The sequence below is a fragment of the Xaviernesmea oryzae genome (assembly GCF_900109605.1).
Classification (GTDB): domain Bacteria; phylum Pseudomonadota; class Alphaproteobacteria; order Rhizobiales; family Rhizobiaceae; genus Xaviernesmea; species Xaviernesmea oryzae.
In genome coordinates, this window is the sequence record NZ_FOAM01000028.1 from 21,452 (window position 1) to 41,088 (window position 19,637).

The following is a 19,637-nucleotide window of genomic DNA, read 5'->3' on the forward strand; positions in this document are numbered from 1 at the left end:
GTCCATACATGTAGTCACGTAAATCCGGCTGTAAAAAGGGATCAGGAGATCAGGCCGTCGACGGCCTTTCGCACCCAGCCGAGCCGCGGCGCGGGAATCAGGCCGTAATTGTAGAAATTGATCCCGTCGGCACCGGCATCGACGGCAGCGCGCGCGCGTGCCGCCAGGGCCTCGGCGGACAGCACTTCCGGATAGAACACCCGGTAACCCGCGCCCAGGAATTTTTCGGGGCCGAGCGCTGCACGTCCGGCTTCGATCAGGGCGGAGATGGCGTCCGGCTCCATGAAATAGCAGCAGAGGATCGCCCCATCGCAATGCTGGCCCACGGCGGCAAGATCAACACCTCCAAGCCAGCCATCCTTGAGGTCGATCAGGACGATTTTCGTGGCAGGGTCGGCCTGGGCACGGATCTCGGCGACCAGGCTCGTGACCGGTTCGGTGCGCCACAACAGGTAGGCGTGCAATGCCGGCCAGGCGGCAAAGGCGTCGATGCCCTCGGCGGGGAAGCCGGGAATCTGCGCTTGCGGCACTTCGCGGTCGCACATCTCCGCAATAAAGCGGCGGGTGGCAGACCGCGCGCTGTCCGCATCCACGCCGGCCGCTTTTGCCCTTGCCATGCAATGATCGCAGAAGCACAGAGACAGCAGAAAATCATCCTCCGGCAAAAGGCCGACGCCATCCTTCTCATGGTGAAACTCATGGGCAAACCCCATGAAATTCGGGCTTTCAAGCTCCAGCATGTCAGGCTTGTAGAGCCGGGTGATCTCGCCGACCATCGTGACCACATAGTCACGGGCGGCCGGGCTGGAGGGGCAGAGATTGTAGTAGTTGGCATTGCCGAAAGCATTGCGAGTCACATGGGCCGGATGCAGCATGCCAAGTCGGGTGTTGTGCAGACAAACGGTCCAGCAGGAGACCTTCATGCCGCCTTCGGCGCGTGCCGCAAGCAGCGCGGCCAGCATGTCTCCCCGCTCGGCGACATTGGCGGCCATGAGCGGACGGATCTCCCTGCCCGCCCACGTCTCGTCCTGCGGGCGGTAATAAACCGTCCCGTCCTCGGGAAAATAGGCCTTCTGCTGAGGGCTGCGCGGCTGAAGGAAGCGCCCTGCATGGTAGGAGGTGGCAAGGCTGATCGTATTCAGCCCTGCCTGGTCGCGAAGCTCGGAAACTGCACGCTCAAGTCCCTGATCCTGAAGGTCCCAGGGATAGGTCCACATGGAAAGATGCATCGTTCCGCCTCTCGCTTCATCCTGTTGCAACACCATCAACTTGTCCACTCATGTAGTCAAGATAGCTGCCGTCAGTTTTGGCTATTCGCCATGGCGGCGCTTAGGCCATGGCGTCATCGTATGCATGGAATGGGCAGGTTGTGATTGCGAGCCGGTTCGCCTGGTAAGGCAATGGCTGTGCCCAGATTCGAGCACTGGCCGGAGCATCAACCGGTATCGTTGATGGAATTGGACCCGATAGCGGCTCTCGATCAGAAACGAGCCGGCCGGGCTCGCGGAAAACGCCTCCCAGCACGATGTCGTGCAGGATGTCTCGTCGATAGGACTTGTTGAAGACGGCTCTTGACATCGAGTAGCGATGCAGCGGGAACAGTGTCGAGACGCTGGGCCTTACCTGTGGTCTTGCCCTTGTCGTCGATTACGGCCTTGTACTGATCTCGATGCCGTGCTGGCATTTGCTCGTCTCAGATCATTCGAAAAATTCCCGGAGGACGTCGACGACCAACCCCCTGTTAACATCCAGCTTTGATGCGTCACCTACGCGACGAGTGGATTGATTTTTCGTTCGCGAGCCCGCCCGAGGCGTTTCGTGACCTTGATGGCAACAGCGTCTCCGTCCGACAGAGCGTCTTGGACAGCGTCGCCGATGCCTGTCGCGACGAAGTCGGCATCGATATCCTCCGCCGCTACGGGGCTTTCGGTCGCGCCACCGATCCCGGGCATGACGATCCCGACCCGTAGCGACGGCTTCTGCCGCTTGAGGCGCCGTACCGCTTGGCGAGCATGGGCTTTGGAGCCAGAATTCAGAAAGGCGATGACGACGGTGTCGATCTCCGCGAGGCGAAGCAGGTTGATGGTTGGTCCGCTGATCATTGTATGTTCAGCCTGGGAAACCGTCGCCCCCTCGATCGCGAGGACTTGCGCAATCATCGACGCAGCAGCGTCATCGATCGCGCCTCTGCCGCCGATGCAAAGGACCGACTTGCGCTTGACCGCCGACAGGTCGGGGTCTTCAGTCGCCTCTTCCAGCGCGGCCGGCGCGGTTGGGTCTTGATTGTCTTCCGCCTCTTCCTCGTTGGCGATCTCAGCGAGGTTGCCGATCAGTGTCTGGGTCGTGGACGCAAACAGGGCGATTTGCGCTTCCGTCATCACGCCCCGCTGCCGATCCATCTCACCGAGTTTCAGAGCCGGAAATCCGACTTGCTCGTAATAGTCGAGGAGATATTCGCTCTCCAGAAAATCCTCGGCGTTATCGGTCGCTTCGTTCGGATCGCCGGCAAGAAGTCTCTGATAGAGTTTCTCCTGTGGCTGCAGAACGGGCTCGTTCCCAAGGAGCACGTCCAGGAAGCTGAACTGTGGAACGTAGCGGCCAAGCACGACGAGGCAGACGGTGAGCGGCGTGGACAGCATCAATCCAACCGGCCCCCACAGCCAGGACCAAAAGATGGCGGAAACGATGATCGCCAGCGGGGAGAGGCCGGTATGGCTTCCATAAAGCCAAGGCTCGACGACGTTGTTGCTCACCAGTTCCGTCACGATGAAGAGCGCCGCCACCCATGCAACCAGCGACCAGCCCGGCGCGATCGCCAGCGCCAGAAACAGCGGCAGGATCATGCCGATCACTGGGCCAATATAGGGGACGAAGCGCAGAACGAGCGTGAGAACTCCCCAGAGAATGGCATTCGGAATGCCGAGAAACCACAGACCGACCGCGATCGGCAGGGCATACAGCGCGTTTACGACCAGCTGCATCAGGAGATACTTGCCGACGCGTTTCCCAGCATCCTGAAGTGCTGCCGTTGTCCTGTGCAGATCGCCGAGCCCGACGAGACGGATGAACCTGTCGCGCAAGTCCTCGCGCTCCAGCAGCATGAAGACCACGAGAACGATCACGAGACCCGCCGTCGCGAACGGGCTGATCAGCGGCAGGATGAAGTTTCCGAGCGTTTGAACAGGGTTGGAGCGCGTTATGATCTCAACGGGCATCGGGTCCCGCCTGGAGGACTGTGGGGCCGCGTCTTCCTTGCTTTCCTCGGCAGTGTCCTGCATTTCCGCGCCGATGCGCTCGACGACCTTGCTGATATGCTCCAGCACCCCGTTGCCGGATCCGGCCTGGCTCAGCGCCTGCACCTTCGTGACGATGTTGCGCTGGTAGGTGGGAATATTGTCCGCCAAATTGGCAACCTGTCCGGCGACGATGAAGCCGAAAGCCGCAATCACCAGAAAGGCGCTCGCCACCGCCATGAGGACAGCAGCGATCTTGGGCACGCGGCGCTTGCGCAGAAAGCTAACGATCGGGGCCAGCGTGAAGGTCAGCAACAGGGCAAGCGCAAGGGGAATGAAGACTTCCTGCCCGACAGACAGAATGACGGCCACACCGATCAGAATGAGAATGGTTCGGCCTGAGAGGGTCGACGCGGCGAGCGCGCCAGAGACATTCGGAATGGCTGTCCGTGCGATTGCGCTTTTATCGATGCCGCTCACAGCTTTCCCCAAAAGTGAATGTGTCGCCGCAAAGTCCGGCCTGCACGGGTAAATGCATCAGAGCTGAAACTGATCGAGCCATTCCTGAAAAAATTTCGCGGCCGGAAAACCACGGCCATTTACCTGGCTCAGAGAAGTAATCGCCGAATGCCCAGGTGGTGTCAGAGAGGGTGACGCGGAGGTGAAAGACGATCAGCACATAGAGCAGGGTTGTCGCGCGCGGACCCATGGAGGCGTTGACCGCTTCGATGAGACTTTCCGCCGCCATCTAAGCGATCGCTTTCAATCATTTGGCCGGCTCTGCTGGTGGTGTTTCACCAGTCGCTCGCCATGACCGATAGCTTTGGCGCGTTGCGCAGTAAAGCTGTCCCTATTTTCTTAGACCCGGTTTCGACCACGTCGTTTCCGGCAATGACCTTGGCAAGCTCCATGGTCTTGAAAGTGCACAGCCTCAGTTTCTGTCAAAGCCCCTTTACGCCCGCCACGTCGAGACCATTCGAAGATCCATGGCTTCGACTTGAAATGGAGCGCCGCCCACCCATTTTTTCCTAAGTTTTCTGACGCCGGAGGTTACTGTGGCAGCACGAACTTGGAATGCAGGCGGTTTTGGTTCGAATGCTTCAAGCGACACATTCGGCGTGGAGCAGCGTCTTTTGAAATTACGCCGGCTATCCGGCCTGTCGCGCCTGATGGATACGGCCGTTGGCATTCCCGGTACGCGCATCCGCTTCGGCGCGGATTCCGTGCTTGGCCTTGTTCCACTTCTCGGCGACGGCGCTGGCGCTCTTGTTGGTCTCTACATTGTCAACGAGGCTCGCCGCCTCGGCGTTCCGCCGGAAAAACTGGCGAGGATGATCGGCAATGTGGCGATGGATTCTTTCATCGGCGGCGTGCCGCTGTTGGGCGATCTTTTCGATGTCTATTTCAAGTCGCATCGCCGCAACGTCCAGATCATTCTCGATCATTTCGGTGTTCAGCCGGAAGAACTGCGGCGCAAGCGGTGAGGGATTAGGCGAGCGGACCGCTCTCGCGTGGCGCAGGACGCGCCCTCTTCGAAATGGGAGACATGATGCCTTTCCATCACCGGTCATAGACGGGTGCAGCCGGTAGCCGCGGCGGCACCCGCATGAGATGGAGGCTGTATCGACGCCACCTGCGTCACCCTTTTTCCCTGTAGAAGATCATTCCGCCGTGATGCAGCGTGTCCTTGTCGACGAAGGTGCCATCGGCGGTGAAACCCGTGTCGTCCCAGTAGTCGATGTGCGCGCCGGTTACGCGGTAGCGGCCCTGGTAGGCGCTTCGGCGGCTCCCGCGGGCTTCGTCGTAACGACCAGTGGGGAGCAGTTCCTGACGGATGCGGCCGTCACCGGTAACCCACATGCCAAGATAGGGATGACTCTGCGGCTGGGTCTCGAGCCCCGTGTCGGTGCTTTCAGAGGTGTTCGATTGAGTAGGCATGGAATTCTCCGCTGTTGCGCTATGGGCCACCACTGCGAATAATGTGGTCGTGATGAGACTAAGGAGGAGATTGCTCATGGCAGATGCCCCTCCAGTGGCGTCTTGGTCGGCTGCTCGACGGCGGGCTCACCACCGCCCGCTTCGATCCGCTCGCAAAAGCAGCCGAGACGCGAGGCGGCGCCGGCGGCCGCAGCATGGGGTCCGGTCTGCTGAAGCATCGTGTTCTCCGCTTGCTGCCTCGTTGCTTCCTAGCGCCGGTCAGGCCGCCGCTCTGGTGGGACGAACAACGATCTCGTTGACGTCAACATCCTCGGGCTGTTCGATCGCAAAACGAACCGCGCGGCCGATCGCATCCGGCGTCAGCGCGATGGCGCGATAGGCCTTCATGCCTTCGATCGCAGTCGGGTCGGTGATCGTGCTAGCAAGCTCGCTTTCGACGACGCCGGGATGAATACAAGTGATGCGCAGCTTGTCGTTTTCCTGGCGCAGACCATCGGAAATCGCTCGAACCGCGTATTTCGTGGCGCAATAAACGGCTGCGGTCGGCACCACCTGAAGCGCGCCGATCGAGGCGATGTTGATGATCTGGCCGGAGCCACGCTCGGTCATCTCTTGCAGGACGGCAGCAACACCGTAAAGCACGCCCTTGATATTGACGTCGATCATCCTGTCCCACTCGTCGACCTTCAGCGACGCCATTGGTGACAGCGGCATGACGCCGGCATTGTTGACGACGACATCGATCCGCCCGAACGCCTGACGGGCCGCCTCGGCGAAGGCCGCGACGTCGGCACGATCAGTCACATCGACCTTGTGCGTCATGACTTTTCCGCCAGCCGCACGGAGCTGCTCCGCGACCGCTTCCAGGCGATCCGTGACGCGCGCGCCAAGCACGATGGTGGCACCGGCCTTGGCGAGTTCGTGGGCGATGCCGACCCCGATGCCGCTGGAGCCACCCGTGATGAGAACGACTTTGTCCATGACTTTTTCCTCTTGCATCCGCTCGATTGCGGTAGCCAGGAGAATAAGCTCGGGCCATTGTCGTGATAAGCCGTGCATATGTTCACGCGGCGGTAAGGAAAACTAACCAATGCAGCCCGACTTCAACGCACTCTCCGTCTTCGCGCTCGTTGCAGAGGAGAAGAGCTTTCGCGCCGCAGCCGACCGACTGGGCGTCACCCGCTCGGCCGTCAGCCAGATGATCCGCAAGCTCGAAGAGACGATCGGCATCGCACTTGTGAGCAGAACGACACGCAGCGTGGCGTTAACGGAGGCCGGAGAGCGGCTCTATGCCGATGCCGCCCCAGCACTTCGCGACATGCAGAACGCCATGGAGGCCGCCGCCAACCTTCGCGGCCGAGCACGCGGGCAGCTGACGCTTGCCGTCTCGTCCATTGCCGAAAGTTTCCTGTCCGGGCCGCTGCTCTCAACGTTTCTGGAGGAAAACCCGGAGGTGACGCTGCACGTCACGGTCACCGACGAGGAGTTTGACATCGTCGCGGAGGGCTACGACGCCGGGGTACGACTTGGAGAGGTGATCGCTCAAGACATGATCGCCGTGGTCGTTTCGGGGGAGCAGCGCCAATTGGCGGTGGCGTCGCCTGACTATCTCGGGCGGTTTGGAACGCCGACTCACCCGAGCGAACTTGCAAGCCGCCGCTGCATCGGCTGGCGTCGAGCCGTAAACGCCGCTCCCTATCGGTGGGAGTTCGAAGAAGCGGGTCGTCCCTTCTCTGTCGCCGTTGCCGATACGGTGACGACCACCGACATGGCATTAATGATCAAGCTTGCCTGCGCAGGCGCCGGCATTAGCTTCGGCATGGAGGACAGTTTCCGGTCGGCGATCACGCGCGGAGAACTGGTGCCGATCCTCCAGGAATTCAGCCCCCGCTTTCCCGGCTTCTCCCTCTACTACCCTAGCCGCCGGAATATGGCGCCGAAACTCAGGGCGCTGGTCGAGCATTTGCAGCGGCGGCGGTCGAATGGTCGGCTGGATGGGTGAGGCCACCTGCCTGACAACGACGGCAATATGGTTGCCTTTATCAATAAGTCCTCACCCGGAGAGCGCAGAATGCGCCCGTCCGGAGGCAGCTCCAACTATCCGGGAACCACCGACGACCGCGCCTCGTCATCGCGCTGGCGCAAGCACGAAGTCATGTTCGACTTTCCAGAATTTGCCGTCGAAGCCAAGGTCCTTTGCTTGTGCGGGATCATCCATCAGCCTGAACTCGGCCAACAGGCTCTCCTTGACACCGAACACGGCATCGGAATGGATATAAGGGTCATCGGGATCGAAGATGTGGGTCGTCAGTGTCTCGAAGCCATCTGCCTTGATAATATAGTGCAAATGAGCTGGTCGATACGGGTGACGCCCCAGTGCGGCCAGGAGTTGGCCGACGGGGCCATCGTCCGGGATTGGATAATATTTTGGTTTCACTGCACGAAACCAGTAATATCCATCGCTGCCGGTGCGGAAAATGCCGCGAAGGTTGAAATCCGGCTGAATGCCCTGCTGCTGGACATCGTAGAACCCCTCGTCATTCGCCTGCCAGACATCAAGGACAGCGTTTTCGATCGGTCGGCCCTCGATATCGAGGATGCGGCCGCCGATCACCATGTCCTCCCCTTTCTGGTCGAGGCAGATATTGGCCCCTAATGGAAGTTCCGGCGCATCGGCGACATGGAACGGCCCAAGCACCGTGCTTTCGGAGGCGCCGGACGGTTTGCGGTTGTTGATCGCATCGACCAGCATCGAGACGCCGAGCACGTCGGAAAGAAGAATGAACTCCTGCCGCCACTCGTTGCACATATGGCCGGTGCGGGTGAGGAACAGAATCGCATCCATCCACTCCTCCTGCGTCGGTTCCAGTTCCTTCACGGCCTCGTGCAGCTTGCGGGTGACGACCTCCATCACCTCCTTCAGTCGCGCGCTTTTTGCGCCCGCATTGCGGCTCGTCACGACCTCCGTGGAGCTTTCCTCGGTGAAATAGCCCTGCTCTTCAGTGCCCATGATGCCCTCACCGATTCAGAATTGTCGTCAACACGCGGGACAACGCGGCTTTCGGATCAGCAATTGCGTCATCCGCGCGCCACGCGACATGGTGATCCGGCCGCACGAGCAAGACGCCGGAATCGCCGATTTCGCAGGCCCGCGCCCAGTCGCCCGTCAGGTCCTGCCAGGGTTGCCGCGGGCCGATCTTGTGAACAGTGATCGGGAGTGCGAATTCATCCGACAAGGCCTTTGCCGCCGCCACCCAGCCGTCGCCACCCATGCCCGTGAGGACGGTGAAGACGCCATGACCGGTCAAATCGAGGCTCGACACCTTTCCGCCGTCTGCGCCAAAGAGCCATGCATGCGGCAGCCGAGCCCCCGGCCAACTGGTCGGCTGGAAATGCAGCTCGGGATCCTTCTCGAAAGCAGGTGCGGGCTGCCCGTCTTTCACCACCGCCTTGGAGTCATAGCGATGGTTCATCTCGACGCCATGGGCATCGAATTCGTAGACCTTGTTGGCTATGGCTTGGCGGATCGCAGTGCGTTGCTGCTCGGCATCAGCGGTATCGTCGCAGCGCGCATCCATGTTTTGCTGCATCTTCACCGGATCGACGGAATCAAGCAGGCCGAGCGCTTTGAAGATCGGCCCGAATTCCTCGATCGATTTGTTGGCGCGGGTGACGATCTGCTTGGCGACCGGCGCACGCTCTGCCTGATAGCTCTCCAGCAGGCCCAAGCCTGCCTGTCCCCGCAGCACCATCGCCAGCTTCCAGGCAAGGTTGAAGCCATCCTGAATAGAGGTGTTGGAGCCAAGCCCGTTTGACGGCGGATGACGGTGGATGGCATCGCCCATGCAAAACACGCGACCATTGGACAGCGTCGTCGCGTACATGTTGTTGACCGTCCAGGTCGAGACCGACTTGATGACGGGCTTCAGATCCGCAACGCCGACGAGGTCGCGCACCACCTTTGTGGCGAAGGCCTCGTCGACCTGTGGCGCGGGCTGATTGATGTCGTAGCCCCAGACGATCAGCCATTCTTTCCATGGTCTGACCATGCGCACCAGCCCCATGCCGATCCCGCCGACATCGGCGCCGGGCTGCAGCACCCAGTAAAGGACGGATGGGCGGTGGGCGACATACTGTGAGAGGTCGCATTCGAAAAGGATGTTCATGGAGCCGCCCACGCCCATCTTGCCCTCGAAGGTAAGACCTGCATGCTCGGCAACTTTGGAATTGCCGCCATCCGCACCGATCAGGAATTTCGAGCGGATCGTGATCTGCTTTCCGGTCATCCGGTCCAGGCAGGTCGTGGTAACGCCCTCATCGTCCTGCAGATGGCTCAGATATTCCGTCGACATCCGCGACTGGGCGCCGCGCGAACAGGCTGTCTTGAAGAGCAGCGGCTCCATGTAGGTCTGCGGCAGATCGTTCATGCGGCCCGGCGAGGACAGGATATGCTCGGCACGCGAGAGCGGGTGATTGCCCCAGCTCTGCATGCGGCCGATCTCTTCGCCCGCGACGGCTGTGCAGAAGACATTCTGGCCCATCAGATCCTGCTCAGTCGCGAACATATAGGCCTCGTCCTCCACCTCACGGCCGAGATCGCGCAGAACCTCCATGGTGCGCTGGTTCGTGATGTGCGCACGCGGTGTCGTCGCCAACCAGCGATAGCGGTTGATCATCAGCGGCTCGAGGCCATAGGTCGCAAGCAGGGCGGCCGTTGCGGAGCCCGCAGGTCCCGTTCCTATGATCAAAACGTCTGTGGTGATGTCAGCCATGCGGCCCTCCCTTGTCAGTCTTTATCGGTGGTCCGCCCTTCAGGAGGCGGCGGACCGGAAAGAGTTCCCAACCGGTGCGATCGGAGATCAGCCCCCAAAGTCCCCTCGGCGCAAACAGCATGATGACGATCGCCAGTGCCCCCAGCGCCAGCAGATACCAGGAGCCGTAATTCGAAAAGGCGTTCTGCAACAGGAAGAACACGAGGACGCCGAGGATCGGGCCTTCGATGGTGCCGATGCCGCCGATGACCACGATGAAGACGACATAGGCCGTCCAATCGGTCAGAGAGAACGCGGCATCTGGTGAAATGCGGGCCTTCTGCAGATAAATCAGCGCGCCGACAACACCCGTGAGGAAGGCCGTCAGAAGGTAGATGGCGGTTTTGAGCCTTCGGGCATCAACCCCGATCGCACGTGCTGCGTTTTCGTTGTCGCGCACGGCAGCCAGACCCAGTCCCTGCTTCGAGCGCAAGAGCTTGTAGACAAGGCCGATCGTCAGCGTCGCCAGCGCCAGCGCCAGCCAGTAGGCAAGGGCATCGGCAGCGGCAGACGCGCGCATGCCGAACCAATCCTGAAGCAGCGAAAGGCCGAGCATGTCTTTGGTCGCCTCGCGTGGCAGCGAGGTGCCTGTCCCGCCGCCAAGCATCTTCCACTGCGCGAAGAGCAGGCGCCCGACCTCGGCAATGACCCAGGTACCAATCGCGAAATAAGGACCATAGAGGCGAAAGGAGAAGAAGGCCGTCGGGACGGCAACGAGCATCGCCAAGAGGCCGGCTATCGGAATGGCGAGGATCGGATCGAGACCACCAAGGATCACCAGCCCAAAAAGGGCATAGGCGCCGCAGCCGACGAAGAGTTGTTGGCCGACGGAGATAAGCCCTGCATAGCCGGCGAGCAGGTTCCAGTTCTGCGCCAGCGTCAGCATGGTGAGAATGAAGAACAGATCCTGCACCACGCCGCGCGAAACGAAGACGGGAGCCGCCGCCAGCACCGCCACCGCGACAATCGCCACCACGGCGATGGCGCCGGAAAGCCGTGTGCGCGTTTCCACGCGCCAGGCTTGGGGCTGCTCGATCTCGGTGCGGATGGAATTAAAACCTGTTGTCATGGCGGCTTAATCCATTGCTCGAGGGAAAAGGCCGCGCGGCCGGAACAGAAGGACGAGGAGGAATGCGATATGCCCGGCCAGGATCTGCCATTCCGGATTGATGGCAGCACCGACGGTTTGGGCAACACCAAGGATGATCCCGCCGGCAAGCGTCCCCCAGAGGGAGCCGAGCCCGCCGATGATGACGGCTTCGAACGCATAGATCAGCCGTGCAGGCCCGGCCGTCGGATCGAAGTTGGCGCGCATGCCCAGATAAAGGGCCGCCACTGTGACGATCATCATGGCCGTGCCAGTGGCGATGGCAAAGATGGAATTCGGACGGATGCCCATCAGGGTCGCGGTCACCACGTCATCCGACGTGGCGCGGAAGGCGCGGCCGAGTGACGTGCGATAGATCAGCTGGTTCAGCGCCACGATGACCAGGACCGATGAGACGAAGGTGACAAGCGGCATGACACCGGCGCTGATGCCGCCGAAATCGACTGACGCGGTTTCCATGGCATTGGCTGAGATACGTCGGCTATCGGCCGTAAAACTTTCGAGAAGGCCGTTCTGGATAACGATCGACAGTCCGAACGTAACGAGTAAGGGCGGCAGGATGTCTTTGCCGAGCGTTCGGTTGAGCAGGTAATATTGCAACAGCCAGCCGAGGCCAAACATCAGCGGCGCCGCAACCACGGCCGCCAGGAAGGGGTCAAGCCCGAGCGTCGACACGATGAGCAGAATGAGAAAGGCGGCGAGCACGATCAGGTCGCCATGCGCGAGGTTGACCAGCCGCATGATGCCGAAGACCAAGCTCAAGCCTGCAGCGAACAGAGCATAGAGCCCGCCGAGCAAAATACCCTGCAAAAGCGTATCAATGAAGCTCATGGGGCTCCGCTCCGAAATAGGCAGCGTGAATGTCCGCGCGATCGAGGTCCCTCGGGCAGCCGGAAAGGGTAATACGGCCCTCCATCATGCAATAGACCCGGTCTGCGACCTTCAATGCCTGGGCGATATCCTGCTCGACGATGACGATCGCCGCTCCGGTGGCGCGGATCTTGGAAAAGGCGGCGTAGATATCCTTGATGACAACGGGCGCCAGGCCGAGACTGATTTCATCGCAGAGCAGGATTTGCGGATTCGACATCAGCGCCCGGCCGATTGCCACCATCTGCTGCTGGCCGCCCGAAAGCGCGGTCGCCGGATTGCGCCGGCGTTCCTTGAGAATTGGGAACAGATCGTAGATGGTTTCCAGCGTCCAGGGCCCATCGCCTTGGCGACCGCAAGCGCCGACTTTCAGATTTTCTTCGACGGTGAGCGAAGCAAAAAGCTTCCGTCCTTCTGGCACCAGTGCGATGCCGCGGCGCATCACATCAGGCGCGGCAAGCGCACCGATCGGCTCGCCGCGATGCAGGATCATCTCGTGGCGATTGACGATAAGACCGGAGACGGAGCGCATCAATGTCGATTTCCCAGCACCGTTCGCACCGATGACGGCAATCGTCTCTCCAGGCTCAAGCCGAATATCAACGCCGAACAAGGCCTGAAAATCGCCGTAGAACGCCGTAAGGCCACGGGTTTCGATGAGGCTTGGCATCACACCTCCATACCCAGGTAGATTTCGCGGACCACGCTGGAGGCCATGATCGTTTCGGGATCGCCGATGCCGATCACACGGCCGAAATTCAGCACGAGGATGCGCTCGACGACTGCAGTCAGGGCGTGCAGCACGTGCTCGATCCAGATGACAGCGACGCCGCGTTGATGCACCCGCTTGATGGTCGCGACCAGCTGGCGGCACTCGCCCTCGGTCAAACCGCCCGCGATCTCGTCCAGCAGCAGCAGTTTCGGCTGTGTGGCGAGCGCACGGGCAAGCTCCATCCGCTTGCGCTCCAAAAGGGTGAGCGCGCTGGCTGGCCTGTTGGCCTTGGCGATGAGACCGGTTTCCACCAGGATATCGGCGCACAGGTCGGTGACCTGGCTTTCCTTTTCCTGCGCTCCAAAGGCGGCGGCGACGAGGAGATTTTCGAACACCGTAAGCCGCTCAAAGGGTTGCGGGATCTGGAAGGTACGACCCATGCCGGACAGACAGCGCTGCATCGGCGGCTGATGCGTCACGTCGCGGCCATCGAAACAAATGGTGCCGCTTGCCACGGGGTAATTGCCATTGATCAGGTTGAACAGGGTCGACTTGCCTGCGCCATTGGGACCAATGATCCCGAGTGCCTCACCCGGCTCGACCGAAAAGCCGATGTCTTCGGCCACGACCAGCGCGCCGAAGGATTTCGAGACTGCAGTGAGTTCCAGTATCGGCATGGTGTTCCGTTTCCGCTCGGCGATATTGGGTCGTTTGGCACGACATCGCCTGCTGGGTGCGTCGCAGACATCTCCCCCCGACAGGGGAGATCGTTTTTTCCCTCGGCTGCTCACAAGATCTGGAACCGGAGACTTGGCCTCATGCGATCGTGCCTTGAGCACGATGCGCGAAAGCACAAGCAGTGCATCCGAAAGTGGTTGTGGCTCTCTCATTCGGCTTTTCGGCGGTCGTCGCCGCGCCACGGAAAAAAGACTAAGCCAAAGCCTCCAGCTTTCCGCCCAGCGGCACATTCGGCGCAAGACCGTTTTCGACGATCACGAGATCATAACCGCCGCCCTGCTTAAGCCGCCATTGGCCGCCCACGAGCGGGGTCTTGGCGACATTCTTCTGCGCAAACGGCGGCAGCTTGTCGCTGCCCCACGCGACGGGCCCGACCAGCGTATCGAGCTTGGTCTCGCCGATGGCTTTGGCGACAGCATCGCCATCGGCGACATCCTCGGCGCGCTTCATCACATCGACGGCAAGTTCGAACAGCGCATGGGAAAAGCCGATCGGCTGCGTCCAAGGACGCCCCACCGATTTGGTGAAGGCCTCTGCCACCATTGCTGCCGTCTCGCCCGTCAGCGACGACTTGAACGGATGGCTTGGTGTCCACCAGACTTCGGTCGAGAGATTATGTCCGGCCTCACCAAGCGCATCCACTGTTTGCGGGAAGAGAAGCGCCTTGCCGATCGACGCAATCTTGGGCTTCAGGCCCTGTTGTTTGGCTTGGTTCCAGAACGTGGTGAGATCCGGTGGGATCATCACGCCGGTCAGAATGTCTGTTTTACTCTGCTTGAAAGCGTTGATCTGGGCGGAGAAGTCATCCGTCAGGTTCTGATAACGCCCTGTGTCGGTCAGGCCATAGCCAAGCTTCTCGAGCACAGGCGGGAAGCCGACCACCTTGTCGCCCCAGGCATTGCCATCGCCATCATTCGGGAAGAGCCCGCCCACCTTCTTGTTGGTCTCGATCTGACCCCACATGCCCGTGTAGACGGCGATGATATCCTCAAGCCCCCAGAAGAAGTGGTAGGCATAGTTGAACGGCTTCCAGGATCCCGGATCGCCAGGATTGCCCTGCTGACCGATGAACCATGGCTGCCAGGGCGCAACGGTGGAGATGCAGGGCATTTCCTCGGCTTCACACGTGGTAGAGACCGGATTTGTCGTTTCCGGTGTCGAGGAGACGAGCATCAGGTTGATCTCGTCATCGACGATCAGTTCCTTCGCCACCTCGGCCGCACGGTTGGGGTTGGACTGACTGTCTTTTACCACGACTTCGTAGTTGAGACCCTTGCTCTTGGTCGTCGCCAGAAAAGCGTCGATGACGAACTTGTCGGCCTCGCCGAAGGCAGCGAGCGGACCCGTCTGCGGGCTGACATAACCAAGCTTGATCGCCACGTCCTGGGCAATCGCCGGTGCGGCAAGACCGGACGTGGCGAGAACGGCACCGCCGGCCGCCGTGGTCTTCAGAAAGTCGCGTCTGGTAAACATGTTTCCTCCCATTGTCGTCTCTCCTCCCAAAGAGCGCGCCCCATAGCGTACGAACGATCAGTCCTGCGGCCTCCGGCCCTCAAAAGCGTCCTGAAGAAGCGCGCGGATCGAAGACCGATCGACCGGACGCGGATTCCAGTAGGAATTTTCGACCGCAATCGACGCGGCACGATCAAGATCCGCTTCGCTCAGCCCAAGTTCCTTGAGGGACAGCGGCGCACCGATGGCTGTTGCGAAATCCCAAAGCCCGCTGCCAATGGATCCGCCGAAAATCTCGGCCGCTGCGGCAAGCTCCGGCGCGGCGGCAGCGGCGTTGAAAGCGGCCGTGTGCGGCAGCATGATCGCGTGGGTTTCCGCATGGGGCGTATCGAACGAGCCACCGAGCGTGTGGCAGAGCTTGTGGTGCAGCGCCATGCCAACCGTGCCAAGCACCGTGCCGCAGAGCCAAGCGCCATAAAGCGCATCGCCACGTGCCTCGGCATCTTGGGGCGATGCAACGATTTTCCGCAGGCTGCGAGAGAAGGCGCGCAGGCCCTCCAACGCCATCAGTGTCGAGATCGGGTTGCGATCCTTGGCATAGAGCCCTTCCACGGCGTGAGCCATTGCGTTGAGGCCGCTGGTGACGCTCATGGCAACCGGCAGGCCCAGCGTCAGCGCCGGATCGTAGATGACCACCTCCGGCAAGATCTTCGCATCGCGCACCGTCGTCTTGCTCCCTGCCTCCGTCTGGCCAAGGATCGGTGTCACTTCCGAGCCGGCATAGGTGGTCGGCATGACGATCTGCGGCAAATCCGTCCGATAGGCAATCGCTTTGCCGAGCCCGGTAGTCGAGCCCCCGCCGAACGACACGACACAATCGGCTTCGGCCTCGGCCACGAGCTTCATCGCAGCCTCCGTCACATCAACCGGCGTGTGCATGGTCGCGCCTGAAAACACACCTGCGGCAAGATCGCCGATGTCCTGCGCCAAAGCCTCTGCATCCGCCTTTTGCTGCGGCGTCGAGAGCACCAGCGCCCGACTGCATCCGACTTTGCGGACCCAATCCGCCAATTGGCTTCGGGCGCCGTCGCCAAAGACGATCTGGGCTGAGCTGCCAGCATATGAGAAGGACTGGGTCATGCAGCCCTCGCCGGCTTGGCGCGCATCATGACGAAGGTGAGGTCGATGGCCCGGCCCCGCCTGCCTCCGATGTCGGTGGGTTTGAAGCAGGTGATGAGTTCCGGCCGCACGCCGAACAGGGCATCCTCGGCAAGATGCGGATCGCTCGCATCATAGATATGGGTGGTGATCGTTTCAAAGCCCTTCGCGCGGATGACGAAATGCAGATGCGCCGGACGCCGCAGCGGATAGCCGGCATCGGCCAATAACCGCCCGACCGGGCCATCATTGGGCACGCCATAGCCGGCGGGCATGACGGAGTGGTAATCGAAGCGTCCTTTGGCATCCGTGTGGAAGAGACCGCGCAAATTGTGCTCCGGCTGAAGGTCCGGCTGCTGGTTTTCGTAAAAACCCTCGGCATTTGCCTGCCAAGTCACGACCTCGGCCCCTGCGATCGGCAACCCATCGAGATCTTGCACCCGCACCGAGACGGCAAGCGGCTCGCCAATGCCGTCGAGAGAAATAGAGGCGCCGGATGCGCGCACTGGCGCATCGCTGCGAAAGAACGGGCCGCGGATGGTGTTGGGCGTTGCGCTTGTCGGGCGGCGCGTATTGATGTCCTCGACCAGCGCAGAAGCGCCGATAAGGTCGGACAGCAACACCCATTCCTGCCGTCGCTCATCCGAGGCATGGCCGACTTCCGTCAGAAAGTCGATGACCTTGCGCCACTCGTCCTGCGATGGGCGAAACCGCTTGATGAGATTGTGAACCTCGGTCACCGCGGCGGTGAGCAGCTGCGCGACCTTGCTCTCCGCAGACAGAGCAAAACGCTCGGCGAAGGCCTGCGACGATGTCGCCTCGCTGAATATGAGCGCTTTGGCACCCAACGACATGCTTTCCCTCCCAGATCCGCCGTCTTGAGAAGGCGACACTAGCAGGCGAAGGGAAGCGGATTGATGATTTTATTCGCAATCGATATAACGGATCGTTATGAAGATCGACGAACGCCATTTGATCCAACTTGCTGCCGTCGTCAAAACCGGTGGCGTCACGGAAGGCGCCGCGCTTGTTGGAATGGCGCAGCCCGCTGTCTCGCGCACGCTCTCCATGTTGGAAAAGCGGGTTGGCGAACCATTGTTCATCAAGGGCCGACGCCCGCTACAGCCAACCCCGCTCGGCCTTGCGCTGGCCGAGCATGGCCTCGTCATGCTGGTAGCATCTCGAAAGGCCTCCGATCTGTTGGAGAGCTTTCGTGTCGGCAAGAGCGGCGTCGTGCGTGTGGGGGGCACACCCTTCTTCATGGACGCGCTGATCTCCGAGCTGTGCGCCGAGTTTCAAGCAAGCCATCCAGATGTTCGCATCGACCAGAGCTACGGGTACTTTCCCGATCTGCGGGCAGCGCTCAAAGCCGACCAGATCGACCTGGCCATCTGCCCAATCGATATCCTGGACGAAGGCTCAGGCCTGGAATTTCAACAGATCCTCCCGGGCCGAAACGTCATCGCCTGCCGCGTTACGCATCCACTTCTGCTCAAGCGCCGGCCGCAGCCGAGCCACCTGCTCGAATACCCCTGGGTCGCCCCTCCGCCCGGAAGCCCGCTCATGACAGATTTGAGAGCGCTGCTGCTGTCCTTTGGCGCGACCGAGATTAAAATCCGCTATTCTGGCGGCTCGCTGATGGGGGTCATCAATTATCTGAAATCGGCGGATGCGCTGACGGTGATGCCGCATAGCGTCGTCTTCGCCCAGCGCAAGGAAAAAACGATCACCGCCCTGCCGGTCAACATTCCACATCCGGAACGCGCGCTGGCAATCCTGAAACGCACCGATGCGCCCCGCACACCTGCAGCGGAGCAATTCGCCGAGTTTACGCGCGCGGGCTTCCAAGATCTGCGCCATTTGATCAAGCGTCACGAGGAATCGGTGATCTGGGGGCTTTAGGCGCGGCGAAGCATCGGATAGCGGAGCGGTGGCAATGCAAACACGATCAAGCGTCCGGCACTTACACGCTCGCCTCGGCATTAAGAAACAATCGTTCCGGCAAGAAAAAATCGACGTACCAGCGGAGACGGCGCCGGCGACCGTCTCGTGTCGACCAGTCATCCCGTCCCCGCCTATCGACCCTAACAGCACATCCATCAGCGTGCGCGCCGCGCTTTCGGGATTGTCGAGCTTTAAACGTCCTCGCTTGATCTAACCTTCGAGCCATGCAGCCAGATCACGCCTCGAGGGGTCGGCGTCTTCCTTTCGGCTGAACTCCGCCAATTCCGAAATGTCCCTTGCCTCCTCGAAGGCAAAGGCGAGGAAGCTGTTTCTTTATCCCGCTGCTCAATGTCACTTAACGCCGGATCTTCAAGTCGAGGCCAGTCGAGGCCGCGATGACCAACGCCGTTGCGGAGACATGCGCCCCGGAAGATCCGGACCGCAGACCATAATATTCAAGCAAAGTTGACGCCTAAATTTACTCAGCGGCTACTGCCTTTTGAGTACTTATACCAACGCTCAATGATTAGAACTCATGCGCCCATTTTCGGTAACCGATAGACCTGATGCGCCATGGCTGGTTTTTGAGCTTTCGCCAAGCATCGTAGCAATGGCCGACGATGTCGTCGTAGGATTTGAAGACGCGATTTGATAGCCAGTTCTCACGCATGAACTGCCAGAGGTTTTCGACCGGGTTCAGTTCGGGCGATTTCGGTGGCAGCGGCACAATGGTGATGTTGCCAGGGACGACGAGCGTATTGGACATGTGCCAGCCTGCCTGGTCCGTGATGAGGATGGCGTGCGCGTCATCGGCAACGTGACGCGCGATCTCAATCAGATGCTGGTTCATCGCATGGGTATCACTACCCAAGGCATCACAAGTGCCGCTGCTTTGCCGCGCTTGGGGCAGATCGCACCGAAGATGTAGGCGGATGGTGTTCTGTGGTCGTGCGGCGCAGAAGGTCGCGTGCCCCGCTTGGCCCAGCGGCGCGTGATTTTATTCTTTTGGCCTATGCGAGCCTCCTCTTGGAACCAGATTTCTTTCCGCCTTCCTCGTGCTGCCCCGGCGGCGATCTCTGCCACTGCGGCGGGGAAGTTTTTTTAAAATCCTCCATGGCTTGAGGGTCTTGCGCGTGGTGTTTGGGGCGGGCGGTGAGTTTGTGATAGCCCATTGCATTCAGTTCGCGCCCAAGCGTCTGGCGGCTCACTGAGATACGATGCTCCTGCCAGAGCCAATGCACCAGATCGACGAGCCTCCACCGGACCACGCCGTCGAGATAGGGAACGGGACCTTTCTCCACCGCAGCGACAAGCGCCTTGCGCTGCTCGTCGTTTAGCCGCCGCGCGCGGCCCTTGGCCTTTCCGGTCCGCAGACCGTCCGGGCCGTTTCTGTTGAAGCGCTCGACCCAGTCCCGAACGATCTGCAAACCAACCCCGCCCATCGAAGCTGCCTGGCTGCGCGAACCACCATCGTAAATGACCGACAAGGCAAGCAACCGGCGCGACAAAGCCGCATCGCGGCTCTTTCTGGCAAGCTGACGCAGATCATCAGCCGTGAAGTCCTGACGGATCGTGAGCGCTCTTCCCATGACAAAATCTCCTTCCGTCATGGTGAATCATGATTTGCGCGAAAACCTAATCCCATGAGTCAATTTCATCGGGCTTCGGTATTA

General features: G+C 60.7%; 18 protein-coding genes and 1 pseudogene. 3 read left to right on the forward strand and 16 right to left on the reverse strand.

The window, feature by feature from the left end; translation table 11 throughout:
• Positions 1-41: 41 nt before the first annotated feature.
• The 3 genes from BMX61_RS23160 to BMX61_RS24440 form a co-directional block, all read right to left on the reverse strand.
• On the reverse strand, positions 42-1,229 hold the full coding sequence (locus tag BMX61_RS23160) for a glycoside hydrolase family protein (RefSeq protein WP_075627083.1): 1,188 nt from the start codon (positions 1,227-1,229) through the stop codon (positions 42-44).
• A gap of 537 nt (positions 1,230-1,766) precedes the next feature.
• On the reverse strand, positions 1,767-3,704 hold the full coding sequence (locus tag BMX61_RS23165) for an AI-2E family transporter (RefSeq protein ID WP_456119712.1): 1,938 nt from the start codon (positions 3,702-3,704) through the stop codon (positions 1,767-1,769).
• Complete coding sequence (locus BMX61_RS24440) at positions 3,697-3,981, reverse strand: hypothetical protein (RefSeq protein ID WP_139198994.1); 285 nt, start codon at positions 3,979-3,981, stop codon at positions 3,697-3,699. The genes BMX61_RS23165 and BMX61_RS24440 overlap by 8 nt, the downstream gene beginning before the upstream one ends.
• Positions 3,982-4,288: 307 nt before the next feature.
• Here BMX61_RS24440 and BMX61_RS23170 point away from each other — a divergent pair, with 307 nt between their 5' ends.
• Positions 4,289-4,717 (forward strand): DUF4112 domain-containing protein, encoded by a 429-nt coding sequence (locus BMX61_RS23170; RefSeq protein WP_075627085.1) that lies wholly within the window; start codon positions 4,289-4,291, stop codon positions 4,715-4,717.
• A gap of 154 nt (positions 4,718-4,871) precedes the next feature.
• Here the strand turns inward: BMX61_RS23170 and BMX61_RS23175 are convergent, their stop codons facing one another.
• From BMX61_RS23175 to BMX61_RS23180, 3 genes are all read right to left on the reverse strand, one after another.
• On the reverse strand, positions 4,872-5,171 hold the full coding sequence (locus BMX61_RS23175) for an Atu4866 domain-containing protein (RefSeq protein WP_234794799.1): 300 nt from the start codon (positions 5,169-5,171) through the stop codon (positions 4,872-4,874).
• A gap of 74 nt (positions 5,172-5,245) precedes the next feature.
• Positions 5,246-5,389, reverse strand: a complete 144-nt coding sequence (locus tag BMX61_RS24840) for a hypothetical protein (RefSeq protein WP_170855008.1) — start codon at positions 5,387-5,389, stop codon at positions 5,246-5,248.
• 40 nt (positions 5,390-5,429) lie between these two features.
• On the reverse strand, positions 5,430-6,152 hold the full coding sequence (locus tag BMX61_RS23180; protein WP_075627087.1) for an SDR family oxidoreductase: 723 nt from the start codon (positions 6,150-6,152) through the stop codon (positions 5,430-5,432).
• Between the two features lie 109 nt (positions 6,153-6,261).
• Between BMX61_RS23180 and BMX61_RS23185 the strand changes: the two genes are divergently transcribed.
• On the forward strand, positions 6,262-7,173 hold the full coding sequence (locus BMX61_RS23185) for a LysR family transcriptional regulator (protein ID WP_075627088.1): 912 nt from the start codon (positions 6,262-6,264) through the stop codon (positions 7,171-7,173).
• 126 nt (positions 7,174-7,299) lie between these two features.
• Here the strand turns inward: BMX61_RS23185 and BMX61_RS23190 are convergent, their stop codons facing one another.
• The 9 genes from BMX61_RS23190 to BMX61_RS23230 form a co-directional block, all read right to left on the reverse strand.
• Positions 7,300-8,181, reverse strand: a complete 882-nt coding sequence (locus BMX61_RS23190) for an intradiol ring-cleavage dioxygenase (protein WP_075627089.1) — start codon at positions 8,179-8,181, stop codon at positions 7,300-7,302.
• A 7-nt stretch (positions 8,182-8,188) separates the two neighbouring features.
• On the reverse strand, positions 8,189-9,943 hold the full coding sequence (locus tag BMX61_RS23195; protein WP_075627090.1) for an FAD-dependent oxidoreductase: 1,755 nt from the start codon (positions 9,941-9,943) through the stop codon (positions 8,189-8,191).
• Positions 9,936-11,051: a branched-chain amino acid ABC transporter permease gene (locus BMX61_RS23200; RefSeq protein WP_075627091.1), complete on the reverse strand. Its 1,116-nt coding sequence runs from the start codon at positions 11,049-11,051 to the stop codon at positions 9,936-9,938. Before BMX61_RS23200 ends, BMX61_RS23195 begins: the two co-directional genes overlap by 8 nt.
• A gap of 6 nt (positions 11,052-11,057) precedes the next feature.
• The gene (locus tag BMX61_RS23205; RefSeq protein ID WP_075627092.1) at positions 11,058-11,921 is read right to left on the reverse strand and encodes a branched-chain amino acid ABC transporter permease; all 864 of its coding nucleotides are present in this window, start codon (positions 11,919-11,921) and stop codon (positions 11,058-11,060) included.
• Positions 11,908-12,630 carry an ABC transporter ATP-binding protein gene (locus BMX61_RS23210; protein WP_075627093.1) on the reverse strand — a complete coding sequence of 241 codons (723 nt, stop codon included), beginning with the start codon at positions 12,628-12,630 and terminating at the stop codon, positions 11,908-11,910. The genes BMX61_RS23205 and BMX61_RS23210 overlap by 14 nt, the downstream gene beginning before the upstream one ends.
• A complete protein-coding gene (locus BMX61_RS23215; protein WP_075627094.1) occupies positions 12,630-13,349 on the reverse strand; it encodes an ABC transporter ATP-binding protein in 720 nt (239 codons plus the stop codon). The genes BMX61_RS23210 and BMX61_RS23215 overlap by 1 nt, the downstream gene beginning before the upstream one ends.
• A 253-nt stretch (positions 13,350-13,602) precedes the next feature.
• The gene (locus BMX61_RS23220) at positions 13,603-14,883 is read right to left on the reverse strand and encodes an ABC transporter substrate-binding protein (protein ID WP_075627095.1); all 1,281 of its coding nucleotides are present in this window, start codon (positions 14,881-14,883) and stop codon (positions 13,603-13,605) included.
• A 57-nt stretch (positions 14,884-14,940) separates the two neighbouring features.
• Entirely contained in the window at positions 14,941-16,002 is a 1,062-nt protein-coding gene (locus tag BMX61_RS23225) for a maleylacetate reductase (RefSeq protein WP_075627096.1), read from the reverse strand.
• Positions 15,999-16,874 (reverse strand): dioxygenase family protein, encoded by an 876-nt coding sequence (locus BMX61_RS23230; protein WP_075627097.1) that lies wholly within the window; start codon positions 16,872-16,874, stop codon positions 15,999-16,001. Before BMX61_RS23230 ends, BMX61_RS23225 begins: the two co-directional genes overlap by 4 nt.
• A 97-nt stretch (positions 16,875-16,971) precedes the next feature.
• Here BMX61_RS23230 and BMX61_RS23235 point away from each other — a divergent pair, with 97 nt between their 5' ends.
• Positions 16,972-17,922 (forward strand): LysR family transcriptional regulator, encoded by a 951-nt coding sequence (locus BMX61_RS23235; protein ID WP_075627098.1) that lies wholly within the window; start codon positions 16,972-16,974, stop codon positions 17,920-17,922.
• A gap of 568 nt (positions 17,923-18,490) precedes the next feature.
• Here the strand turns inward: BMX61_RS23235 and BMX61_RS23240 are convergent.
• A pseudogene (locus BMX61_RS23240) lies at positions 18,491-19,574 on the reverse strand (IS630 family transposase).
• Positions 19,575-19,637 lie beyond the last annotated feature (63 nt).